The organism is Streptomyces sp. NPDC020965 (genome assembly GCF_044333555.1).
In the GTDB taxonomy this organism is placed as follows: domain Bacteria; phylum Actinomycetota; class Actinomycetes; order Streptomycetales; family Streptomycetaceae; genus Streptomyces.
On the sequence record NZ_JBIRRE010000004.1, the window covers coordinates 605,680 to 624,229 of the forward strand.

Consider the following 18,550-nt stretch of genomic DNA (forward strand, 5'->3'; position numbering starts at 1 on the left):
CCCGCACCCCGCACCCCGCACCCCGCACCCCGCACCCCGCACCCCGCACCCCGCAAGGATCGCGTCAAGGACCTGCCCCGGACGATAAACGACGCGTCAGGAGGGCTCGCTCCCCCTCCGGCCGGGGCATAGCTTCGGATGGTCAGCACCACGCTCGACTCCCCGGTGGAGGACACCATGGAAACGCTCACCCGTGCAGGCGCGGACAGCGCCGACCCCGACGAACCCCGCCCGGCGGGGGTGCTCTACGTGCCGGTTCGGCTCGGCTCCGCCGGAGGGTGTCACCTGCGCTTCATGCGAACCCCGCTGGGTGTGCGAACCGCCGTCGGATTCACCGGCGCCGCGCGGCTGACCGCCGCGCTCGGTGACCGGCAGCCGTGGATCAGGCTCGCCGAACCCGCCCTGCGCACCCTCGCCGAACCGCTCGGCGTGACGACGGTGACGGTGGATCCCCCGGCCAGCTCGGTCACCGCCCCCGTACCCACCGCGGGCGGGTTCCCGGCGCCGGGACAGCCGTGCGCGCGGCGCGGCGTCGAAGGGTAGATCGCGGCGGTGGAGGCGACGGGCGGCGGGCGGGCGGCGATCACGCCCGCCGCCTTTCGGGACTGAAGCGTTCGGCGGGTGGAAAGGCTCGGACGGGCCCGGACGCGCCCGGAGCCGGTTCGGCAGGGCCCCGGTGTGAGTCCGGACCGGCTCGGACGGCCCCCGACAGACAGGCTGGAACAGGCTCATGGACAGGGGAGTACGGATGACGGTTGTATCAGTGGCCCCGGTGTCGACACCCGCCCTCGCCGCTCCGTCGGTGTGGCCGGCATCCGCCGTGCCGACGGCGGACGGGGATGTGACGGTGGGCGGCGTGCCGCTCAGCGAGATCGCCGACCGGCACGGGACCCCCGCCTATGTCCTCGACGAGGGCGAGGTCCGCGCCCGTGCCCGCGCCTGGCGGCGCGCCCTGCCCGATGCCGATGTGGTGTACGCGGCCAAGGCGTTCCTCTCCCGGGCCGTCGTGGACTGGATGGCGCAGGAGGGTCTCGGCCTCGACGTGCGCTCCGCGGGCGAGCTGGAGCTGGCGGCCACCCGCGGCTTCCCCACCGAGCGGATGGTGCTGCACGGCAACGCCAAATCGCCCGGTGACCTGCGGACCGCACTGCGGTTCGGCGTCGGCCGGATCGTCATCGACTCGGACTGCGAGATAGCCCGGATCGCGGCCCAGGTGCCGGGTCCCGAGCCGCAGCAGGTGATGGTGCGGGTGCTGCCCGATGTGATGGCGGGCAGCGCGGCGGGGTGCCGTACCGGCGCGGCGGGTCAGCGGTTCGGTCTCTCCATCGCCAACGGGGACGCGGCGGACGCCGTGGCCCGGATCCTGGGGCAGCCCTGTCTCGAACTGGTCGGCCCGCACATTCATCTGGGGTCGCAGATCGCCTCCCCGGAACCGTACGCGCGGAGCGTACGGCGGGTGATCGCGTTCATGGCGGGGATTCGGGAGCGGTACGGGGTCACCCTGCCCGAACTCGATCTGGGTGGCGGGTTCGCCGTGGCGTATCTGCCGGGCGATCCGGCCCCGTCCCCGGCCGCGTACGGGCGCCGCATCCATGACGAACTGGTGCGGAGCTGCGCGGAGTTCGACTTCCCGCAGCCGCGGCTGACGGTGGAGCCGGGCCGCTCGATCATGGCGACGGCCGGGATCGCCCTCTACCGGGTGCTCTCGGTCAAGCGGACGGCCGGGCGGCTCGTGGTCGCCGTGGACGGCGGGATGAGCGACAACCCCCGGCCCGCGCTGTACGGGGCGCGGTACACGGCCCGGCTGGTGGGCCGCCGGTCGCCGGCACCGGCGCGGGCGACGACGGTCGTCGGCAGGCACGGCGAGGCGCGCGATGTGCTCGCGGAGTCGGTGGAACTACCGGAGGACGTCCGGCCCGGAGACGTCCTGGCGGTACCGGCGTCGGGCGCGTACCACGTGTCGATGGCGTCGGGGTACGACATGACGGGCCGGCCGCCGGTGGTGGCGGTGTCGGAGGGGCGGTCCCGACTGCTGCTGCGGCGAGAGACCTTCGACGACCACCGCGGCCGGGACGTCGGTCTCTGAGCCGCATCCGACCACCGGGGCTCAGGTACGGGCGGTCTCCGGGTCCTGGCCGGGGGACCGCCCGGCCAGGACTCAGTCGAGGAAGGTCTCGAAGCGGATGTCGTACGAGGTGTTCGCGGACATCGCCGTGAGCGTCAGCTCTCCCTCCGCCGCGACCTCGTCCCGCTGCGCCGGGGTCAGTTCGCCGAACGGCTGCACGGTCAGGGCCGTCCGCTCCCCCTCATCGGTCAGCCGCCAGATGCCGGCGAGGAATCCGTCCACCAGGAGGGTGGGATAGGACTGGTTGCCGCGCCAGGTGAGCGCCCGGTGTTCGTCCCGGGCCACGACCCGGCGCCGGTCGGCGTGGGAGAGCAGCAGATTGTCGTACTCAGGGAGGAAGCGGGGCGGGGCGGGGGTGTCCTCGTCGGGCCGGGGGGCGTCGGGGAGGTCGAAGAGTTCGCCGCCCCTGTCGTCCTGGAACACGGCGAGCTGGGGCCGTAGTCGGGCGAAGACCTCCCGCATCCGGGTCAGCCCGGACCACGTCTGCATGTCCTTGACGGAGGCGGGACCGAACGCCGCGAGGTAGCGCAGGACGGCGGCGTCGGCCGTCGCCGCCGCCATCGGTCCCCGGCCGAACCAGTGCTCGGCGGTGGTCAGCGCGACCTGTCCGCTGCCGCCCCAGAGTCCGCGCGGGGTGACCTGCACCAGGGGCAGGACACAGCGGGCGGCCACGGAGAGCGAGAAGGGGTCGGCCTCCGGCCACTGGAGCAGCAGCGCGTCCCGGAGCTGCCGCATGGTCCGCGGTTCCTCCTCGACCAGTTCGCGGGTCGTCCGCCGGAGCCGGTCGAGGTCGACTCCGGCGAGCCCGGCGCGGAACGCCCGCAACTCGCGTTCGGGTCCGCCGCTCTGCATCAGGGGCCGGAGGGTGAGGCAGTCGTCGGCGGTGTGGGTGTGGATGGTGGAGCGCATGGTGACCAGCCGCGCGACCTGGCGGGAGGCCATCAGTCCGGAGAGTTCCGCCGGGTCGAAGGCCGCCAGCCGGGCGGCGAGCGCGAAGTAGGGCGGCTTCACGTTCTGCGCCTGGAGGCCCACGACGTGTTCGACGGCGGCCAGGACCGACAGGGTGGCGCGGGGCGCGCGGCGCAGCAGGAGCTGACGGTCCAGCGTGGCGCGGTTCAGGGCGCGGGCGCCGAGCACAGGAGGTGTCGTTCTGGTGGCCATGGGCACACGATACGGAGAGTCGCGGACAACTTCTGTCCTCTTCCCGGCCCGGTGTGGGGACACTCCTCCGAAGGGGCGCGGTGGCGGGGCGGGATGGGCGTGACACCCGCGACACAGGGTGTTCACAGCGTTCGCCGGCTCGTCGTACCGGGTTCACACGCCCCGGATACGCTGCCCCGGGCGGACCCGCCGCCCTCGGAAAGGTGAGATGAGCGATGCCGCTGTACCCGAAGCGCGACCGGGCTCCCGGGGGCGCGCCACCCCCGGAGGACATACCCGCCGCGCCCTCTCCCGTACCGCGCTCGCCGCTCGCCCAACGCGACCACCGGGACGAGGAGAGTGTGGTCGAGGCGGCGCTCTACCGCGACGGGCGCCGGGTCTCCGTACCCGATTCGCTCGCCGAGACCTATCGCGAGCTGCGCGCGTACCCCGACGGGATGGCGTGGATCGGGCTGCACCGCCCGACGGAGGCGGAGCTGCTCTCGCTGGCGGCGGAGTTCGACCTCCATGAGCTGGCGGTCGAGGATGCGATGGAGGCGCACCAGCGCCCGAAGCTGGAGCGGTACGGCGACACGCTCTTCGTCGTCCTGCGGGCGGCGCGGTACCTCGACGCCCGCGAGCAGGTCGACTTCGGCGAACTGCATGTCTTCATCGGCAAGGACTTCCTGATCACGGTCCGCCACGGCGCGGCCCCCGATCTGTCGGCGGTCCGCCACCGGATGGAGGAGACTCCGGAGCTACTCGCGCTCGGTCCGGAGGCGGTGCTGTACGCGATCCTGGACGCGGTGGTCGACGGGTACGCACCGGTGGTCGCCGGGGTGCAGAACGACATCGACGAGATCGAGACCCAGGTCTTCGGCGGGGACCCCGCGGTACCGCGCCGGATCTATGAGCTGTCCCGCGAGATGGTCGAGTTCCAGCGCGCGACCCGGCCCCTGGTGGGGATGTTGCACGGACTGATGGCGGGGTTCTCCAAGTACGACACGGACGACGAGCTCCAGCGGTACCTGCGGGACGTCGCCGACCATGTGACGCATACGAGCGAGCGGGTCGACGGCTTCCGCCAGGCCCTCGCGGACATCCTGACGGTGAACGCGACGCTGGTGACCCAGCAGCAGAACGCGGAGATGCGGGCGCTGGCGGAGGCGGGGTTCGAGCAGAACGAGGAGGTCAAGAAGATCTCGTCTTGGGCGGCGATCCTCTTCGCGCCGACGCTGGTGGGGACGGTGTACGGGATGAACTTCGAGCGGATGCCGGAACTGGGCTGGGCGTTCGGCTATCCCTTCGCGGTCCTGCTGATGGCCATGGTGTGTACCGGTCTGTACGTGGTGTTCAAGCGGCGGGGCTGGCTCTGAGGAGTGGTGGGGTCGCCCGAGGGTCTCGTCGAGCGTGCTACAGCGCTTTCCTGAGGGCGGTGAGGTGGGCGAAGACAACGACGTTGGCGGAGTAGCCGGTCTTCTTGTCGAAGCGTCCGCCGCAGGTCAGCAGCCGGAGTTCCGGTCGCTTTGCCGGCCCGTAGACCTTGTCGTCCGGGAATTCGCTCTTCTTGTAGGTTCTGACGGCGTCGACGGTGAAGACCGCCGTCTGCCGATCCGCGCGCCGGACCTTCACGGTGTCACCGCGTCGCAGGGCATTGAGGTTGAGGAAGATGGCGACCCCTTTCGTGGTGTCCCGGTGGCCGACGATCAGGGAGGTGCCGACCTCGCCGGGTGAGGGTCCGTCCTGGTACCACCCCGCGACCTTGGGCATGTTCAGCGGCGGCGCGCCGAGGCGGCCTCGGGAGTCCAGTCCGACGCCCATGAGCGGCGCCTCGATCACGATGGCGGGGATGACCAGCTTCACGGCCCGGGAGGGCGACAGCGGTGCGTGGGACGCCGGAATGTTCTCCGGCGTCGCCTGCGGGGCCCTTCGAAACGGCGGCGGCGCGCCGCCCGCAGCGTCGGAGCTGCGGGCGACGGTGGCCGATGGCTCCTGCTCGGACGAGTCCCCGCCCGCCCAGAGGACGCCCGCCACCAGAGACGTGGCCGCGCACAGCGTCATGGTGAGACGACATGCGCGGCTCGGTCCCCGACGCCGCGGCCGGCAGGGTCCGTTATGCCTCGCCACGGGCGCGGCGGCGTGCTGCCCTGCGGGCCAGGAGGAGTCCGGCGATACCGGCCGCACCGACCGCCAGCGCCGCGGTGGTTCCGGCGTGGGAATCGCCGGACGCCGCGACGGTCTCCGTGGTCGGGACGCCGCCGCCGCCCGCGGGGACGGGCCCGGACGGTCGGTGGTGGGCCGCCCGGCCGGGGTTCTTGCCCTCGTCGCAGCGGACCACGAACGTCTTCTGCTTCGTCACACCGCCGGGGACCACCCACTGGAGCTCGTAGGTGCCGTCGGGAAGCCGGTACTCGGCGCTGCGGGCCCGGCCCTGCGACAGCGGGAGGGTCCCGGTCAGGGTGTCTCCTGGAGGCACCGTGGGTGGCCGGGACGTGATGGTCCACGGGATGGCGGGGAGCGTGTCGAAGTTGTCCGCGGCAAGCCTGAACTTGCAGACGGGTCCCCCGCGGTTGCTGTTGCCGTGCAAGGGGCCGGACGACAGGACGGTGAGGTCACCGCTGTCCCCGGGGGCCGCGAACGCGGCGGGAGCGTCGGCCAGGGCGAGACCGCCCACGAGGGCGGCGGCTACCGCGGCGCCCGTGCGGGCGCTGCGGGGGCGGACGAGGGCGGAGATGGGCATGCGGGCTCCTTCAAGCCGGGATGATTGTCGTACTAATCAAGCGACCGTCCTAGAAATGCACGGGATAGCGAAAAGGGAGGCGGGAAACGCCGGTGCGGCGGTGGAAATGCCCTGACTGGCGGATGCAAGAGCCCGCGTCCCCGCGCCCGTATCCGTATCCGTATCCGTATCCGTATCCGTATCCGTAACGGAATCCCCGGGGTATCCGGTCTCCGCGCCGATATCGACGGGCCGGGTGGCGGACGGTGCCATTCGGTTCGAACCTGTGAGAGTAGGCCGAATGCCTGATGCCGTGCCCTCCATGGAGGTGACGGCCCGCTCAGGGACGCCGGGCGTGCGATATCCCCGCCATATCCGCCCGGCGCGCGGGGCCTGCGCCCGAGCGGCGGCAGGAAGGGAGCGGACGAGATGAGTGACATGCAGTTCGGGATCTTCACCATCGGTGACGTCACCACCGATCCGACCACCGGTGCCACGCCCAGCGAGGCGGAGCGCATCCGGGCCACCCTCACCATCGCCGAGAAGGTGGAGGAGGTCGGACTGGACGTCTTCGCCACCGGCGAGCACCACAACCCGCCCTTCGTGCCGTCCTCCCCCACGACGCTGCTCGGCTATATCGCCGCCCGGACCGAGCGGATCATCCTGTCGACCTCCACCACACTGATCACCACCAACGACCCGGTGAAGATCGCGGAGGATTTCAGCGTGCTCCAGCACCTGTCCGACGGGCGGACGGATGTGATGCTGGGGCGCGGGAACACCGGTCCCGTCTATCCCTGGTTCGGACAGGACATCCGCGAGGCCATCCCGCTGACCATCGAGCACTACGGGCTGCTGCGGCGGCTGTGGCGTGAGACGGTCGTCGACTGGGAAGGCAAGCTGCGCTCCCCCCTCCAGGGGTTCACACTCGCCCCGCGCCCCCTCGACGGAGTGCCGCCCTTCGTCTGGCACGGCTCCATCCGCACTCCCGAGATAGCGGAGTTGGCCGCCTACCACGGGGACGGCTTCTTCGCGAACCACATCTTCTGGCCACCCGCCCACACCCAGCGCATGGTGGAGCTGTACCGGCAGCGGTACGAGCACTACGGCCACGGAACGGCGGCGTCCGCCATCGTCGGGCTCGGCGGCCAGGTCTTCGTACGCCACGACAGCCAGCAGGCGGTCCGGGAATTCCGGCCCTACTTCGACAATGCTCCGGTGTACGGGCACGGTCCGTCGCTGGAGGAGTTCTCCTCGCTGACACCACTGACCGTCGGATCACCGCAGCAGGTCATCGAGAAGACGCTGGGTTTCCGCGAGTACGTCGGGGACTACCAGCGCCAGCTCTTCGTGATCGACCATGCGGGACTGCCGCTGAAGACGGTGCTGGAACAGCTCGACCTCCTCGGCGAGGAGGTGGTGCCGGTCCTGCGGAAGGAGTTCGCGATCGGCCGCTCACCCGAGGCCGTGCCCGCGCCCACGCACCAGTCGCTGCTGCGGGCGCGGCGGGAGCACGACGACGGGCAAGCCTCGGGAACACCGGGAGCACCGTGAGGAGGTGGCCGCGATGACCACACTGGTGATCGTCAGCGGTGGACTGCGCGAACCGTCCTCGACGCGGCTGCTCGCCGACCGGCTGGAGGCGGCGGTCCGCGCGGAGTTCGCGGCGGCGGGCGTTCCGCTGGAGTCCTCCTTCGTCGAACTGCGACCGCTCGGCCGGGCGATCATCGACGCGATGCTGAGCGGATTCCCGACGGAGCCCCTGGAGGAGGCGTTCGAGTCGGTGAGCGGCGCGGACGCCCTCATCGTGGTCACACCTGCGTTCAACGCGTCCTTCAGCGGATTGTTCAAGTCCTTCTTCGACGTGCTGCCGCCGGATTCACTCGCGGACATGCCCGTGCTGCTCGGCGCCACCGGTGGGACCGAACGGCATTCCCTGGTCCTGGAGCACGCGCTGCGGCCGATGTTCTCGTATCTGCACGCGATCGTGTCGCCCCGGGGCGTCTACGCCGCCACCGATGACTTCGGAGCCCGTGCCGAGGGGACGGGCCTGAGCAGCCGGATCACCGCCGCGGCGGCGGATTTCACCCGGCTGGCACGCGGCTGCGGGCAGCGGACCCGGCGCGATCCCTTCGCCGAAGAGCTGACGGCGATGGAGCGGCTTCTCGGCGGCAGTGAGTAAGGCTCGGGCGGCCACGACAACACCCCTGGCTGGCAGCGGCGTTGGTAATCTCACGGCCATGGAGCTCCGCACGCTTGAGTACTTCGTCGCGGTGGCGGAGGAGGGGTCGTTCACCAAGGCGGCGGCGCGCTGTCATGTCGTCCAGCCGGCGATCAGCCAGCAGATCCAGGCCCTGGAGAAGGAACTCGGCGAGCCCCTGTTCGAACGGCTGCCCCGGCAGGTGGTCCTCACCTCCGGGGGCGCCGCCCTGCTGCCGCACGCCCGGGCCTGTCTCGCGGCGGCCGCGGCGGCCACCCTGGAGTTCGCCGAGCGCTCCGGACTGCTCAGCGGCTCATTCGCGCTGGGCAGCGTCGGGGGTCTGGACGGTACCCGCATCCCCCGGCTGCTGGGCGAGTACCACCGCCGGTACCCCGGAGTCTCCGTGCGTCTCAGCGGGGCGTCGAGCCCGTCCCTGCTGGCGAAGGTCCGGGACGGAGAGATCGACGCGGCCGTGATCGCGGCGCCGCCGGAGGGGCTGCCCGCCGCCATCGGATCACGCGTACTCCTGGAGGACCGGATCGTCGCAGTCCTCATCGCCGGCAGCAGGGCGGCGAACAGCCCGATGCCCCTCGCCGAGGCCGCCCGGCACCCCGTCATCAGCTACGGCCCCGACAGCGGGGTCCACGCGTTCATCCGCGATGCCTTCGTCGCGCAGGGGCTGCGGCTGGACATCGCCCACGCCACGAACGACGTCGCCCTCCAGGTCGCGTTGGTCACGGAGCGGGTGGGCATCGCCCTGACCTCGCACGCGAGCCCCGTCCTCGGCAGCGACCCGAGGATCGTCGTCGTGCCGCTGGAACCCGCCATCCAGTTGCGGAAGGTGTTCGTCTGGCGCCTGAGTGCCCAGTCGCGCGCGCCGCTGCGGGCCTTCCTCGGCCTGTGGACGGAGCTGCCCGACCGGCCGACCGGCGACGGGAACACGGCATGACCCACCGCGCACAGCGGTGTTCCCGATGCGCACGGCGGTGTTCCCGGTGCGACCACTGATCACGGCGGCATCACTGATCATGACGGCTGCCATCACCGCTCGGTATTGGACGCGCGCGGCCGGTGGCCGGAGGCTGGACGGCGGGCCGTGGGCCCACGGCCGGCTTCCGGGGATCACCGAGGAGGAGATCCTCCTGAACGAGCCGCTTCGGGATGCGTCCCGGGGGGTGCCGCGGCCCCCGGCGCCGTGACCCCCGGTGAAAGGCAGGAACGGACCGATGAGAGTGACCGTCGTGGGCGGCGGCATTGCCGGGTTGACCTGCGCGCTGAGCCTGCACGCCGCCGGCTTCGCACCACAGGTGTACGAAGCGGCGCGCACGGTCGAGGCGGTCGGCGTGGGCATCAACCTGCTGCCGCACGCCGTCCGGGAACTCGCCGAACTCGGCCTGGCCGGTGAGCTGGCCTCCATCGCGCTGCCCCCGCACCGGCTGAGCTACCGCGACCGGGCGGGCGCGGCGGTGTGGGAGGAGCCCCTGGGAATCGCGGCCGGCTACCACTGGCCGCAGCACTCCGTACACCGCGGTCTTCTACAGGTGATGCTGCTGACGGCGGTGCGCGAACGCCTGGGGCCGGACTCGGTCCGCACCGGTCTGCTGTTCCAGCGCTTCGAACAGACGGCGGACGGCGTACGAGCCCACTTCCTGGACCGGACGAGCGGCCTGCCCACGGTGGCCGAAGCCGATGTGCTGGTCGGCGCCGACGGCATCGACTCCGCGGTCCGGGCCCGGTTGTATCCGGGCGAGGGTCCGTCGAACCGGAACGGCGTCCATATGTGGCGCGGGGTCGCCCACCATCCGCACCTCCTCGACGGCCGTACGATCGTGGTGGCCGGGGGCACCCCCGGCGCGAAGTTCGTCGCCTATCCGATCAAGGACGCGGCGGCCGACGGCGGCGACGCCCTGATGAACTGGGTACTGGAGGTACGGCACGGACCGTCCGGCCCGCCTCCGGACGGCGACGGCAACGGCAGCCGTCGGGTCACGACCGCGGAGGCCCGTGCCGGTCTGGCGTCGTGGAACCTGCCGTGGATCGATCTCACGGCGCTGATCGAGCGCACCGCGGCGATCTTCGAATACCCGATGCTCGACCGCGACCCCCTGCCGCGCTGGAGCTTCGGACGGGTCACCCTGCTCGGGGACGCCGCGCACCCGATGTTCCCCATGGGCATGAACGGCGGATCACAGTCGGTCGTCGACACTCGTGTCCTGGCCTGGTGCCTGTCCGGGGAGAGCGACCCCGTGGCCGCGCTCCGCCGCTACGACCGGATGCGCCGACCGACCGTCAACGCGATCGTGCTGGCCAACCGGAATCTGGGACCGGAGGACATCATCGCGCGGGCGGCCCTGCACGGTGGGACGCTGCCCGCCGGCCAGGCCGACAGAATGGCGACCCGCTACCGAGAGCTGGCGCAGGCCACCGTGGACCAGGTCAACACCCATGCGTCATGGACGGTCCCGCACCGTGCCATGGGCTCGTCGGGTTGAGGACCGACCGTACCCACGGCGGTACCCCCCGGCAGGCGGGCCCAGTCTCCGTCGGCCCCCGCGGCGTCAGGAGTTCCACCTCATGCACGCCCCCGGAACTCCCGGGACCCGGTATCAGTAGGCGGGTCTACCGGCGCTCCCTGAGCTGACGGAGGGTCCAGCCCCGACCGCCGGGGTCCAGCGACGCGGTGGTCCGTTTGAAGAGGTACTCCGCCCGTTCGTACGAGAGACGGCCACGGCCCGTCTCCGGGCAGAGGTCGGCATCCCCGGCCCGGCGCGCGGGGCCGGGGCGGCGGTCCGCGCGGAAGAGGGGACCCCGGGTGCGGGTGCCGATCAGATCCGGGAGCAGCAGGGCGGTGCCGGAGCGCCAGGAGATCCAGCCGGTGTCCGTGCGGGCCCGACGGTCGTCCGGGTCCACCTGCTCGACATCGAGGGCGAGTACCGCCGTCACCTTCGCTCCCGATTCATGGAGCAGCCGCCAGAGGACCCGTTCCCGCAGCGGCACCTCGGTACGGTCCCAGAGGGCGCCCAGCAGCTCCGCCGGCATCGGTTCCGGGCGGGGTGCGTTCTCGGCCCGCCGCTCCAGGCCGGCCGCCAGGCCGTCGCGCGCCGCCCAGGCGGTGAAGGAGCGGACGGCGGACCGGTGGCGGTTCCAGGTGGTGGCCGCGCCGTCGCCCCAGGCGGTGGTGGCGACCCGGGTGATGTCGTCGGCGGTGAGGGAGTCCAGGGGCAGCCGGTCACCCAGGCTCCGGCACAGTCGGCGCAGGGTCCCGCCGTACGAGCGGGCGGTGGCCGGATCCAGGCCGTCCCGGGTGAGGAACTCCTCGGCCGCCTCCCCCAGGGTGGGGCCGGAGGGAGCGGTGGCGGCCATGGTGTCGGCGCGGCGCAGCAGGAAGGCGCGTTCGGCGGTGTTACGGGTGAGGGCGGCCGCGCGGTCGAACTCCTGCCGGGCTTCCGGGTGTCGGCCCAGTTCGGCCAGTAGATCGCCCCGGACGCCGGGGAGCAGATGGTAGTCCTGAAGGGCGGGGTCGGTGGTGAGGGTGTCGGCCAGCGCGAGACCGGCCGCCGGGCCGTACGCCCGACCCAGCGCGACCGCGCGATTGAGGCGTACCACCGGTGTCGGGAGCAGCCGTTCCAGGGCCTCGTACAGGGCGGCGATCTGCTGCCAGTCGGTCTCATCGGCGGTACGGGACCGGGCGTGGGTGACGGCGATGGCAGCTTGGAGGAGGTAGGGGCCGGCGGCCCGGGCCTGCTGGGCGTCCCGGGCCCGGAGCATGGCGGTGAAACCGCGGCGGATGAGCAGCGGGTCCCAACGGCCCCGGTTCTGGTCGTGGAGTGGGACGGGTTCTCCGGAGGGGCCGGTGCGGGCGGCCGAGCGGGATTCCTGGATCTCCATCAGCGCGACCAGAGCGTGTGCTTCGGGCTCGTCGGGAGCGAGTTCGGCGAGCAGCCTGCCCAGGCGCAGGGCCTCCAGGGTGAGGCCGGGACGGCGGAGGTCGTCACCGGAGGTGGCGGAGTAGCCCTCGTTGAAGACCAGGTAGACGACGTCGAGGACGGAGCGGAGGCGTTCGGCCAGCTCGGCGCCGTCCGGTAGCTCGAAGGGGACCCGCTCTTCGGCGAGGGTGCGTTTGGCGTCGGCGATCCGGCGGGTGATGACGGTCTCGGTGGTGAGGAAGGCGCGGGCGATCTCCTCGGCGGTCAGACCGCCGAGGAGACGCAGGGTGAGGGCGACCCGGGCCGGGGTGGGCAGCACGGGGTGACAGGAGAGGAACATCAACCGCAGGACATCGTCCTCCTGCGGCTGCTGAGGCCCGGTTGCCGAACCGTCCGTTCCGGCCGGACCGGCTGTTCCGTCCGGCGATTCCGGGTCGAACTCGTACGACTCGTGCTGCTCATGGGCCAGTTGGCGCTGCTTCTGGTCCAGCAGTCGGGCACGGCGGATGTGATCGACGGCCCGGCGCTTGGCGATGGCGGTCAGCCAGGCGCCCGGGTTGTCCGGGACGCCCGACCGGGGCCACTGTTCGAGCGCGGCGACCAGGGCGTCCTGGGCGAGTTCCTCGGCCAGGCCGACGTCCCTGACCAGCCGGGTGAGTGCGGCGACGATCCGGGCGGACTCGCTCTTCCAGACGGCGTCGACCGCGCCGTGGACGTCCCTCATCGGGCCGGTGCGGCGGTCACGGACCGAAGATCCGCTGGAGCACGCTCTCGCCGTCGCCGACGATCCGGCGGAAGCGGCGGGCCAGCTCGATCGCCTCCTCCTTGGAGCGGACCTCGACCAGGGCGAAGCCGACGATGGCCTCCTTCGCCTCGGTGAAGGGGCCGTCGGTGATGGTGATCTCCTCGCCCGAGGAGACCATCCGGGTGCCATCGGGGTCCAGGCCGCCGGTGGCCAGGAGGACGCCGGAGGCGGTGAGTTCCTCGACGAAGCGGCCCATCTCGGCGAACAGCTTCTCGTCGGGGGCGGAGTCGGCGGTGGATGCCTTGGTCATCATCAGGTAGCGCATGGGTCGTTCCCTTCTCGGCGGGGTGGTTACACCCATCCGTCGATCAGCTTATGTGACAGGGAACGGCGGCATTCCCTGTCACATGACCCGATCGATGTGTCGCTGAGAGCAGCACCGGATCCCGTCTCCGGCACCTCTGCGCATCGCCTCCTCGCATCGCATCGCCGCTTCGCCTCTTCGCCTCTTCGGATCGCCGCCTCCCTCCGGGGGGCCACCGCCGCGATCGCCACCCCCCGAGAAAGGGACCGGTCATGACCACCGTTCAGACTCCCGCCAGCACCACCGCCACCGCGCTCTCCACCCGTACGCTGCTGGGCCTCGGCACAGCCGCCGCACCGCTCTGGGCTGTCGTCTCGCTCACCCAGGCCGCGACCCGGGACGGATTCGATCTCACCCGCCACCCGCTGAGCGCCCTCAGCAATGGATCACTCGGCTGGGTTCAGATCAGCAACTTCCTGATCGTCGGGATACTGACCGCCCTGGGTTCGCTGGGACTGCGCCGGGCGCTGCGCGGCACCCCCGGGGGCCGCTGGGCGCCCCGGCTGGTGCTGGTGAGCGGGCTCGGGATGATGGCGGCGGGGGTGCTGGTGATGGACCCGGCGGACGGGTTCCCGGCCGGGACCCCGGAGGGGATGCCGACCGCGCTCTCCTGGCAGAGCTATGGCCATATGGCGGCCGGATCCGTCACCTTCCTCACCCTGATCGCCGCCTGCTATGTGCTCGGCCGCCACTTCGGCCGGGCCGGGGATCGAGGGCGCGCGGCCGCCTCCCGGATCGCCGGGACGGCGCTGCTGCTGGGCAACGGGTGGGCGATGAGCGGGGGCACGGCCGGAACGCTGACCCTGGCGGTGGGGGTGCTCAGCGCGATGCTCTGGGTGTCGGCGGTGGCCCGCCACTACCGCTGAGGACCACCCCGCGGGCCCGGAGCCGTCGGCGGCTCCGGGCCCTGCGCCGTACCGTCGGCGCGTTCGGCGGTCGGCCACCGCCGGCCGAGTGGACCTGCGGTTCCGTGGCTCGACAGCGGACCCGCGGCCCGTCAGCGGATCCGGGGCTCGTCGGCGGATTCCGGTGCCCAGGCGCTCGCAGCGGGGTCGCCTGCCCCGATCGCCTGCGGCCGCCTGATGACCGCAGAGGGGGGAAGACACCTCCCCGTCGATCCCCCTCGCCCCCCTCGAACCAGACGCCTTCCCCGCGGCAGTGGCCGCATCCCGCGCTCATCGGGGTATGAAAATCGGGCGATTCAGTCAATCTTCCCCCGGCTTAGGTCATTCTTTGCCGCTTCATAGCCGTCGGAAGGTTTTCGCTTGACCCTGTGCGAGAGGCGGGCCACCCGTCCCGTCGCAACCCTCACGGGTCCATGCCTGGCCCGCGAGGCCGGTGAGCAACTCCACGACAGAAGGAGTCTCGACATGATCCGTCTTTCCAGGAAGCTTTCCTCAAGATGGTTCGCGGCGGTGGGGGCGACCACGCTGTTCGGCGTGTTGGCGCCCGCGCCCGCGGCGCACGCCGCGCCGCTCTCCTGCGGTCAGACAGTCACGACCAGCGTCGTCCTCACTGCCGATCTGATCAACTGTCCCGGCGACGGTCTGGTCGTCGGCCGTGCCGGAATCACCATCAACCTCAACGGACACACCGTCGACGGCGTCGGTCTGGGTGTCGGGATACGCAACGACGGGTTCGGCAACGCCACCATCACCAACAGCAGTAGCGCCCCCGCCCAGGTACAGCAATTCGATTACGGAGTACGGCTCAACCCCGGCACAGCAGGCAATATCGTCGAGAAGCTCACCATCCACTCCAATGAATTCGCCGGCGTCGAACTCAATGGAGCCCACCTCAACAACCGTATACGCGGCAATGTCATCGACCGACAGGCGCACCGGGGTGTCACGGTCATCGGCGGCTCGGGCAGCAGCGTGATAGCCGACAACACGATATCCAACAATCAGAACCTGGGCGTCTTCGTTCAGAAGTCCGCCAACAACCGCGTCGAGGCAAATCGGATCACCGGCAGTGGCGGCGCCGGTCTGGTCCTGGAGAGCTCCACCGGCAGCACCCTGCTGGCCAACACCATCGGCAGCAGCAGGGACGGCGCGATACTCCTACTGCTCGGCTCGAACGGCAACCTCGTCCAGGGCAACTCCGCCACCCAGAGCGCGGATGCCGGAATGATCGTCTCCGACTCCACCGGAAACCGATTACTGTCCAACAACCTCCACGCCAACGGTGACAGTGGAATCGTCCTCCAGTCGGCCCACTCCAACACGGTCACCGGAAATGACGTCAGCAGGAACACCGGCGGCCTCGAATTGAGTTCCGCCAACAACAACGTGATCCACTCCAACATCGCGAACAACACCACCGGGAACGGGATCAGCCTGGGACTCTCCACCGGTAACAACCTGCAGCTCAACCAGGCCAACCAGAACGGCTCACGGGGCATCTACATCGTCGGCGACGCGACGCCCGGAGCCGGCAACCAACTGGTCCGCAACACCACCAACACCAACCAGGGCGACGGCATCCACGTCTCGAAGTCCGGTCAGACCATCCAGGGCAACATCGCCCGTGACAACAAGAGCTGGGGCGTCTACGCCGACCTGGGCAACATCGACGGCGGCGGGAACCAGGCCAGCAACAACGGCCAGGCCGCTCAGTGCATGCGTGTCGTCTGCACTCCCTGAGATCCGACCTGACACAGCCCGTCCGGCCCGGTCGTTCAGCGAGCCGTGGCGACCAGCCGCCGTAGCGCGGCGTGGGCGGGCGGGCCCCAGGTGGCCTTGCCGCCGGGGCGGCCGTGGACTCCGGCGTCTCCGATGAGGATGCCGCTGAGGGCACGCCCCACCGCCCAGCCGCGGGCGCGGCGCAGGGTGGCGGCGTCTGCTGCCGGCCGGTAGCCGCCGTGGAAGCGGTCGGCGGCGCCGTCCGGCAGCAGGATCCAGGAGGCGGCGAGGTCACAGGCCGGATCGCCCGCGCAGAGGTCTCCGAAGTCGATCACGCCACAGAAGGTGCCGTCCGCCGTGAGGATGTTGGCCGGATGCAGATCGCCGTGGAGCCAGACGGGCGGTCCGGCCCAGTCGGGCGCGGCGGCGGCATCCTCCCAGACCGCGCGGACGGCGTTCGGGTCGGGGATCAGTCCCCGTTCGGTGGCCGAGGTGAGCTGTTCGGTGAAGAACTCGGCTCCGTCGGCCAGCCGTCCCCCGCGGCCACGACCGATGGGCGCACCGGCCGGGGCCGGCCGGTGAAGTGCCGTCAGGAAGGCGGCGAGGGCGTCGGCCGCCTCGGTGGCGCGGGTGACGGGCGCGCGGTCGGCGGGCGTGCCCGGTACCCAGGTGGTGACGATCCAGGGGCGGGGGAACCGCTCGGCGGGTTCGCTGAGGCGCTGCGGTACGGGGACCGGCAGCGGCAGGTCAGGGGCGAGGTCGGGCAGCCAGGCGTACTCCTTGCGCAGCAGCTCGTCCGCGGACTCCGTGGCCCAGGGCAGCCGGACGGCGAGGTCGTCGCCGAGCCGCCAGACCTGGTTGTCCCAACCGAGGGCGCCGAGGCTCAGCGGGCGGTCGGCCAGATCGGGGTGGTGGTCGAGCAGCAGCTCCCGGACCAGTTCCGCGGTGATCTCGATATCGGTGTGGGTCATGCGGAACAACGATAGGTGAACGGGTCCTTGGCCAGGCAATCACCTGAACCGGGGCCGCGGGACGCGTGATTCCGGGGTACGGCGCGGGGAGCGGGGAAAGGCACGAGACAGGCCCGCGGCCGGTTCACCGCCCTCCGTGCGAGAGGTCGATCCGCCCTCCGTGCGAAAGGTTGATCAGTTGTCCGCAGCCCTTGAACCCCGCACCACGGGTGACGGTGAGGACCGTGGCCAGCCACCGCGCCCAGGTGAGTCGCTGATCGAGGACGACGAGTCCGATGACGGCTGCCATGACCGGTTCGAGGCTGACGAGGACACCGAAGGTACCCGGCGGGATGCGCTGGAGCGCCTTGAGTTCCGGGGAGTTGGCCAGGGCGCTGCTCAGCAAGGCCACGGCCAATCCGGCGCATGGCACCCGCCAGTCGAGGAAGGCTCGTGGCTCGGCGGCCACGGCGAAGGGCACGACGAGCAGCGCCGCCCAGAGGCTCGCGGGGCCCAGGATGTTCCGCCCCCGAAGGTGAGTGGCCGCATGGGCGCCGATGAGCATGTGGGCGGCCCAGCAGACGGCGGAGGCGAGGGCGAAGGCGATGCCGGTCGTGGACAGCGTCTCCGCCGGGCGGTAGTTGACCAGGAAGACGCCGCCCGCGGCCAGCAGCGCCCAGGCGGCGTTGAGGGCGCGACGCGCGGTGAGCAGGGAGACCGCCACATCGCCGGTCGGGACTTCACACCGGTCATGGAGCGGGCCGCGGGCCAGTAACCGGTGGACGGCGGCCCGGGAGCCGGTGGGCGGCGGGGATGGGGATACGGGGAGGATGCGCGGGCGGTACGAGGGGGCGCGGGGCGGGCCGGGGTTCGGTTCGGGGTTCGGTTCGGTACGCGTTGTTCCGCCGCGCCCTCGCTCCGTATCGTTGGGCCATGACACCTGAGCTGCCGGAACCCGGCTCCCGAAGTGATACGCGCGCCTCCGACGAGGAGCGTGAGGCGGTGGTGGAACGGTTGAAGGGGGCCGCGGTCGACGGCCGCATCAGCTTCACCGAGTTGGACTCGCGGCTGGAGCGGGCGCTCGGGGCCCTGACCCGGGGGGATCTGGCGCGGGTCACCGCCGATCTGCCGCCCGTGGCCGCGCCCGATCCGGGTCAACCGCTGGTCGTCAAGGGCGGGTACACCGGCGCGACGCGTGCCGGGCGCTGGAAGGTGCCCTCGCGGGTCACGGCGCACGGCGGGGTGGCCGGCGTCCTGCTCGATTTCACCGAGACCGACTGCAACCGGCCGGAGATCGACATAGAGGCGCACGGCGAGACGTCCGGCGTCACGATCGTCATCCCCGATAGCTGGGCCGCCGAGACCGACGATTTGGAAGCCGAATTCGGCGGTCTGCGGGACGAGACCACCCCGGACCGGTTGCCCGGCACACCGTTGATCCGTCTCTCCGGCACCGGCGGCCTGGCGGGCGTCGTGATCCGCCATCCCAACCGGCGGGAACGGCGCAGGCTGGCGCGCGACTCGTCGTGAGTGTGCCGCGCGGCGGGGAGTTCACCCCGGGGGCCGGTCCCACCCGGTCCCGCCCCGCCCCCACCTGTCCCGGCACCAGCACCAGCACCAGCACCAGCACCAACACCGGCACGCGGCACGCGGCACGCGGCAGCCTGACGCGACGTCCGGGCCCGGCACCCGGACGCGGTCGCCGTGGGCACCAGAGCCTGACGCGGTCCCGGTCGCCGCGTACCAGAGCCTGACGC

Annotated in this window: 17 protein-coding genes; 10 read left to right on the top strand and 7 right to left on the bottom strand. The window is 71.6% G+C overall.

Features of this window, described 5'->3' with window-relative positions; all coding sequences use genetic code 11:
- Positions 1–177: 177 nt before the first annotated feature.
- Positions 178–543, top strand: coding sequence for an SAV_915 family protein (locus ACH4S7_RS16470; RefSeq protein WP_398521898.1), 366 nt, complete (start codon positions 178–180; stop codon positions 541–543).
- A 205-nt stretch (positions 544–748) separates the two neighbouring features.
- Positions 749–2,086, top strand: a complete 1,338-nt coding sequence (lysA, locus tag ACH4S7_RS16475) for a diaminopimelate decarboxylase (protein ID WP_398521850.1) — start codon at positions 749–751, stop codon at positions 2,084–2,086.
- 72 nt (positions 2,087–2,158) lie between these two features.
- On the opposite strand, the gene ACH4S7_RS16480 is transcribed toward lysA, so the two are convergent.
- Positions 2,159–3,286: a winged helix DNA-binding domain-containing protein gene (locus ACH4S7_RS16480; protein WP_398521851.1), complete on the bottom strand. Its 1,128-nt coding sequence runs from the start codon at positions 3,284–3,286 to the stop codon at positions 2,159–2,161.
- A gap of 215 nt (positions 3,287–3,501) precedes the next feature.
- On the opposite strand from ACH4S7_RS16480, the gene ACH4S7_RS16485 reads away from it, so the two are divergent.
- Positions 3,502–4,641 carry a magnesium and cobalt transport protein CorA gene (locus ACH4S7_RS16485; protein WP_398521852.1) on the top strand — a complete coding sequence of 380 codons (1,140 nt, stop codon included), beginning with the start codon at positions 3,502–3,504 and terminating at the stop codon, positions 4,639–4,641.
- Positions 4,642–4,678: 37 nt separating this feature from the next.
- Here the strand turns inward: ACH4S7_RS16485 and ACH4S7_RS16490 are convergent, their stop codons facing one another.
- Both ACH4S7_RS16490 and ACH4S7_RS16495 read right to left on the bottom strand, forming a co-directional pair.
- A complete protein-coding gene (locus ACH4S7_RS16490; protein WP_398521853.1) occupies positions 4,679–5,326 on the bottom strand; it encodes a class F sortase in 648 nt (215 codons plus the stop codon).
- Between the two features lie 52 nt (positions 5,327–5,378).
- Positions 5,379–6,005: a hypothetical protein gene (locus ACH4S7_RS16495; RefSeq protein ID WP_398521854.1), complete on the bottom strand. Its 627-nt coding sequence runs from the start codon at positions 6,003–6,005 to the stop codon at positions 5,379–5,381.
- Between the two features lie 417 nt (positions 6,006–6,422).
- Between ACH4S7_RS16495 and ACH4S7_RS16500 the strand changes: the two genes are divergently transcribed.
- The 4 genes from ACH4S7_RS16500 to ACH4S7_RS16515 all read left to right on the top strand — a co-directional run bounded on the left by ACH4S7_RS16500 (position 6,423) and on the right by ACH4S7_RS16515 (position 10,676).
- Positions 6,423–7,538: a CE1758 family FMN-dependent luciferase-like monooxygenase gene (locus tag ACH4S7_RS16500; protein ID WP_398521899.1), complete on the top strand. Its 1,116-nt coding sequence runs from the start codon at positions 6,423–6,425 to the stop codon at positions 7,536–7,538.
- A 13-nt stretch (positions 7,539–7,551) separates the two neighbouring features.
- Positions 7,552–8,166 carry a CE1759 family FMN reductase gene (locus tag ACH4S7_RS16505; protein WP_398521855.1) on the top strand — a complete coding sequence of 205 codons (615 nt, stop codon included), beginning with the start codon at positions 7,552–7,554 and terminating at the stop codon, positions 8,164–8,166.
- A gap of 58 nt (positions 8,167–8,224) precedes the next feature.
- Positions 8,225–9,133: a LysR family transcriptional regulator gene (locus ACH4S7_RS16510; RefSeq protein WP_398521856.1), complete on the top strand. Its 909-nt coding sequence runs from the start codon at positions 8,225–8,227 to the stop codon at positions 9,131–9,133.
- A 277-nt stretch (positions 9,134–9,410) separates the two neighbouring features.
- Complete coding sequence (locus ACH4S7_RS16515; RefSeq protein WP_398521857.1) at positions 9,411–10,676, top strand: FAD-dependent monooxygenase; 1,266 nt, start codon at positions 9,411–9,413, stop codon at positions 10,674–10,676.
- Between the two features lie 127 nt (positions 10,677–10,803).
- Here ACH4S7_RS16515 and ACH4S7_RS16520 read toward each other — a convergent pair whose 3' ends face one another.
- A complete protein-coding gene (locus ACH4S7_RS16520) occupies positions 10,804–12,834 on the bottom strand; it encodes a sigma-70 family RNA polymerase sigma factor (RefSeq protein WP_398521858.1) in 2,031 nt (676 codons plus the stop codon).
- Positions 12,835–12,850: 16 nt separating this feature from the next.
- Complete coding sequence (locus ACH4S7_RS16525; protein ID WP_398521859.1) at positions 12,851–13,180, bottom strand: YciI family protein; 330 nt, start codon at positions 13,178–13,180, stop codon at positions 12,851–12,853.
- A gap of 251 nt (positions 13,181–13,431) precedes the next feature.
- Here ACH4S7_RS16525 and ACH4S7_RS16530 point away from each other — a divergent pair, with 251 nt between their 5' ends.
- Both ACH4S7_RS16530 and ACH4S7_RS16535 read left to right on the top strand, forming a co-directional pair.
- Positions 13,432–14,085, top strand: coding sequence for a DUF998 domain-containing protein (locus tag ACH4S7_RS16530; protein WP_398521860.1), 654 nt, complete (start codon positions 13,432–13,434; stop codon positions 14,083–14,085).
- Positions 14,086–14,589: 504 nt separating this feature from the next.
- Entirely contained in the window at positions 14,590–15,864 is a 1,275-nt protein-coding gene (locus ACH4S7_RS16535) for a right-handed parallel beta-helix repeat-containing protein (RefSeq protein ID WP_398521861.1), read from the top strand.
- A 35-nt stretch (positions 15,865–15,899) separates the two neighbouring features.
- Here ACH4S7_RS16535 and ACH4S7_RS16540 read toward each other — a convergent pair whose 3' ends face one another.
- Together ACH4S7_RS16540 and ACH4S7_RS16545 are read right to left on the bottom strand one after the other, a co-directional pair.
- Positions 15,900–16,814 carry an aminoglycoside phosphotransferase family protein gene (locus ACH4S7_RS16540; protein WP_398521862.1) on the bottom strand — a complete coding sequence of 305 codons (915 nt, stop codon included), beginning with the start codon at positions 16,812–16,814 and terminating at the stop codon, positions 15,900–15,902.
- 124 nt (positions 16,815–16,938) lie between these two features.
- Complete coding sequence (locus tag ACH4S7_RS16545) at positions 16,939–17,517, bottom strand: EamA family transporter (RefSeq protein ID WP_398521863.1); 579 nt, start codon at positions 17,515–17,517, stop codon at positions 16,939–16,941.
- Positions 17,518–17,726: 209 nt separating this feature from the next.
- Here ACH4S7_RS16545 and ACH4S7_RS16550 point away from each other — a divergent pair, with 209 nt between their 5' ends.
- The gene (locus tag ACH4S7_RS16550) at positions 17,727–18,323 is read left to right on the top strand and encodes a DUF1707 domain-containing protein (protein ID WP_398521864.1); all 597 of its coding nucleotides are present in this window, start codon (positions 17,727–17,729) and stop codon (positions 18,321–18,323) included.
- The last annotated feature ends 227 nt before the right edge of the window (positions 18,324–18,550 follow it).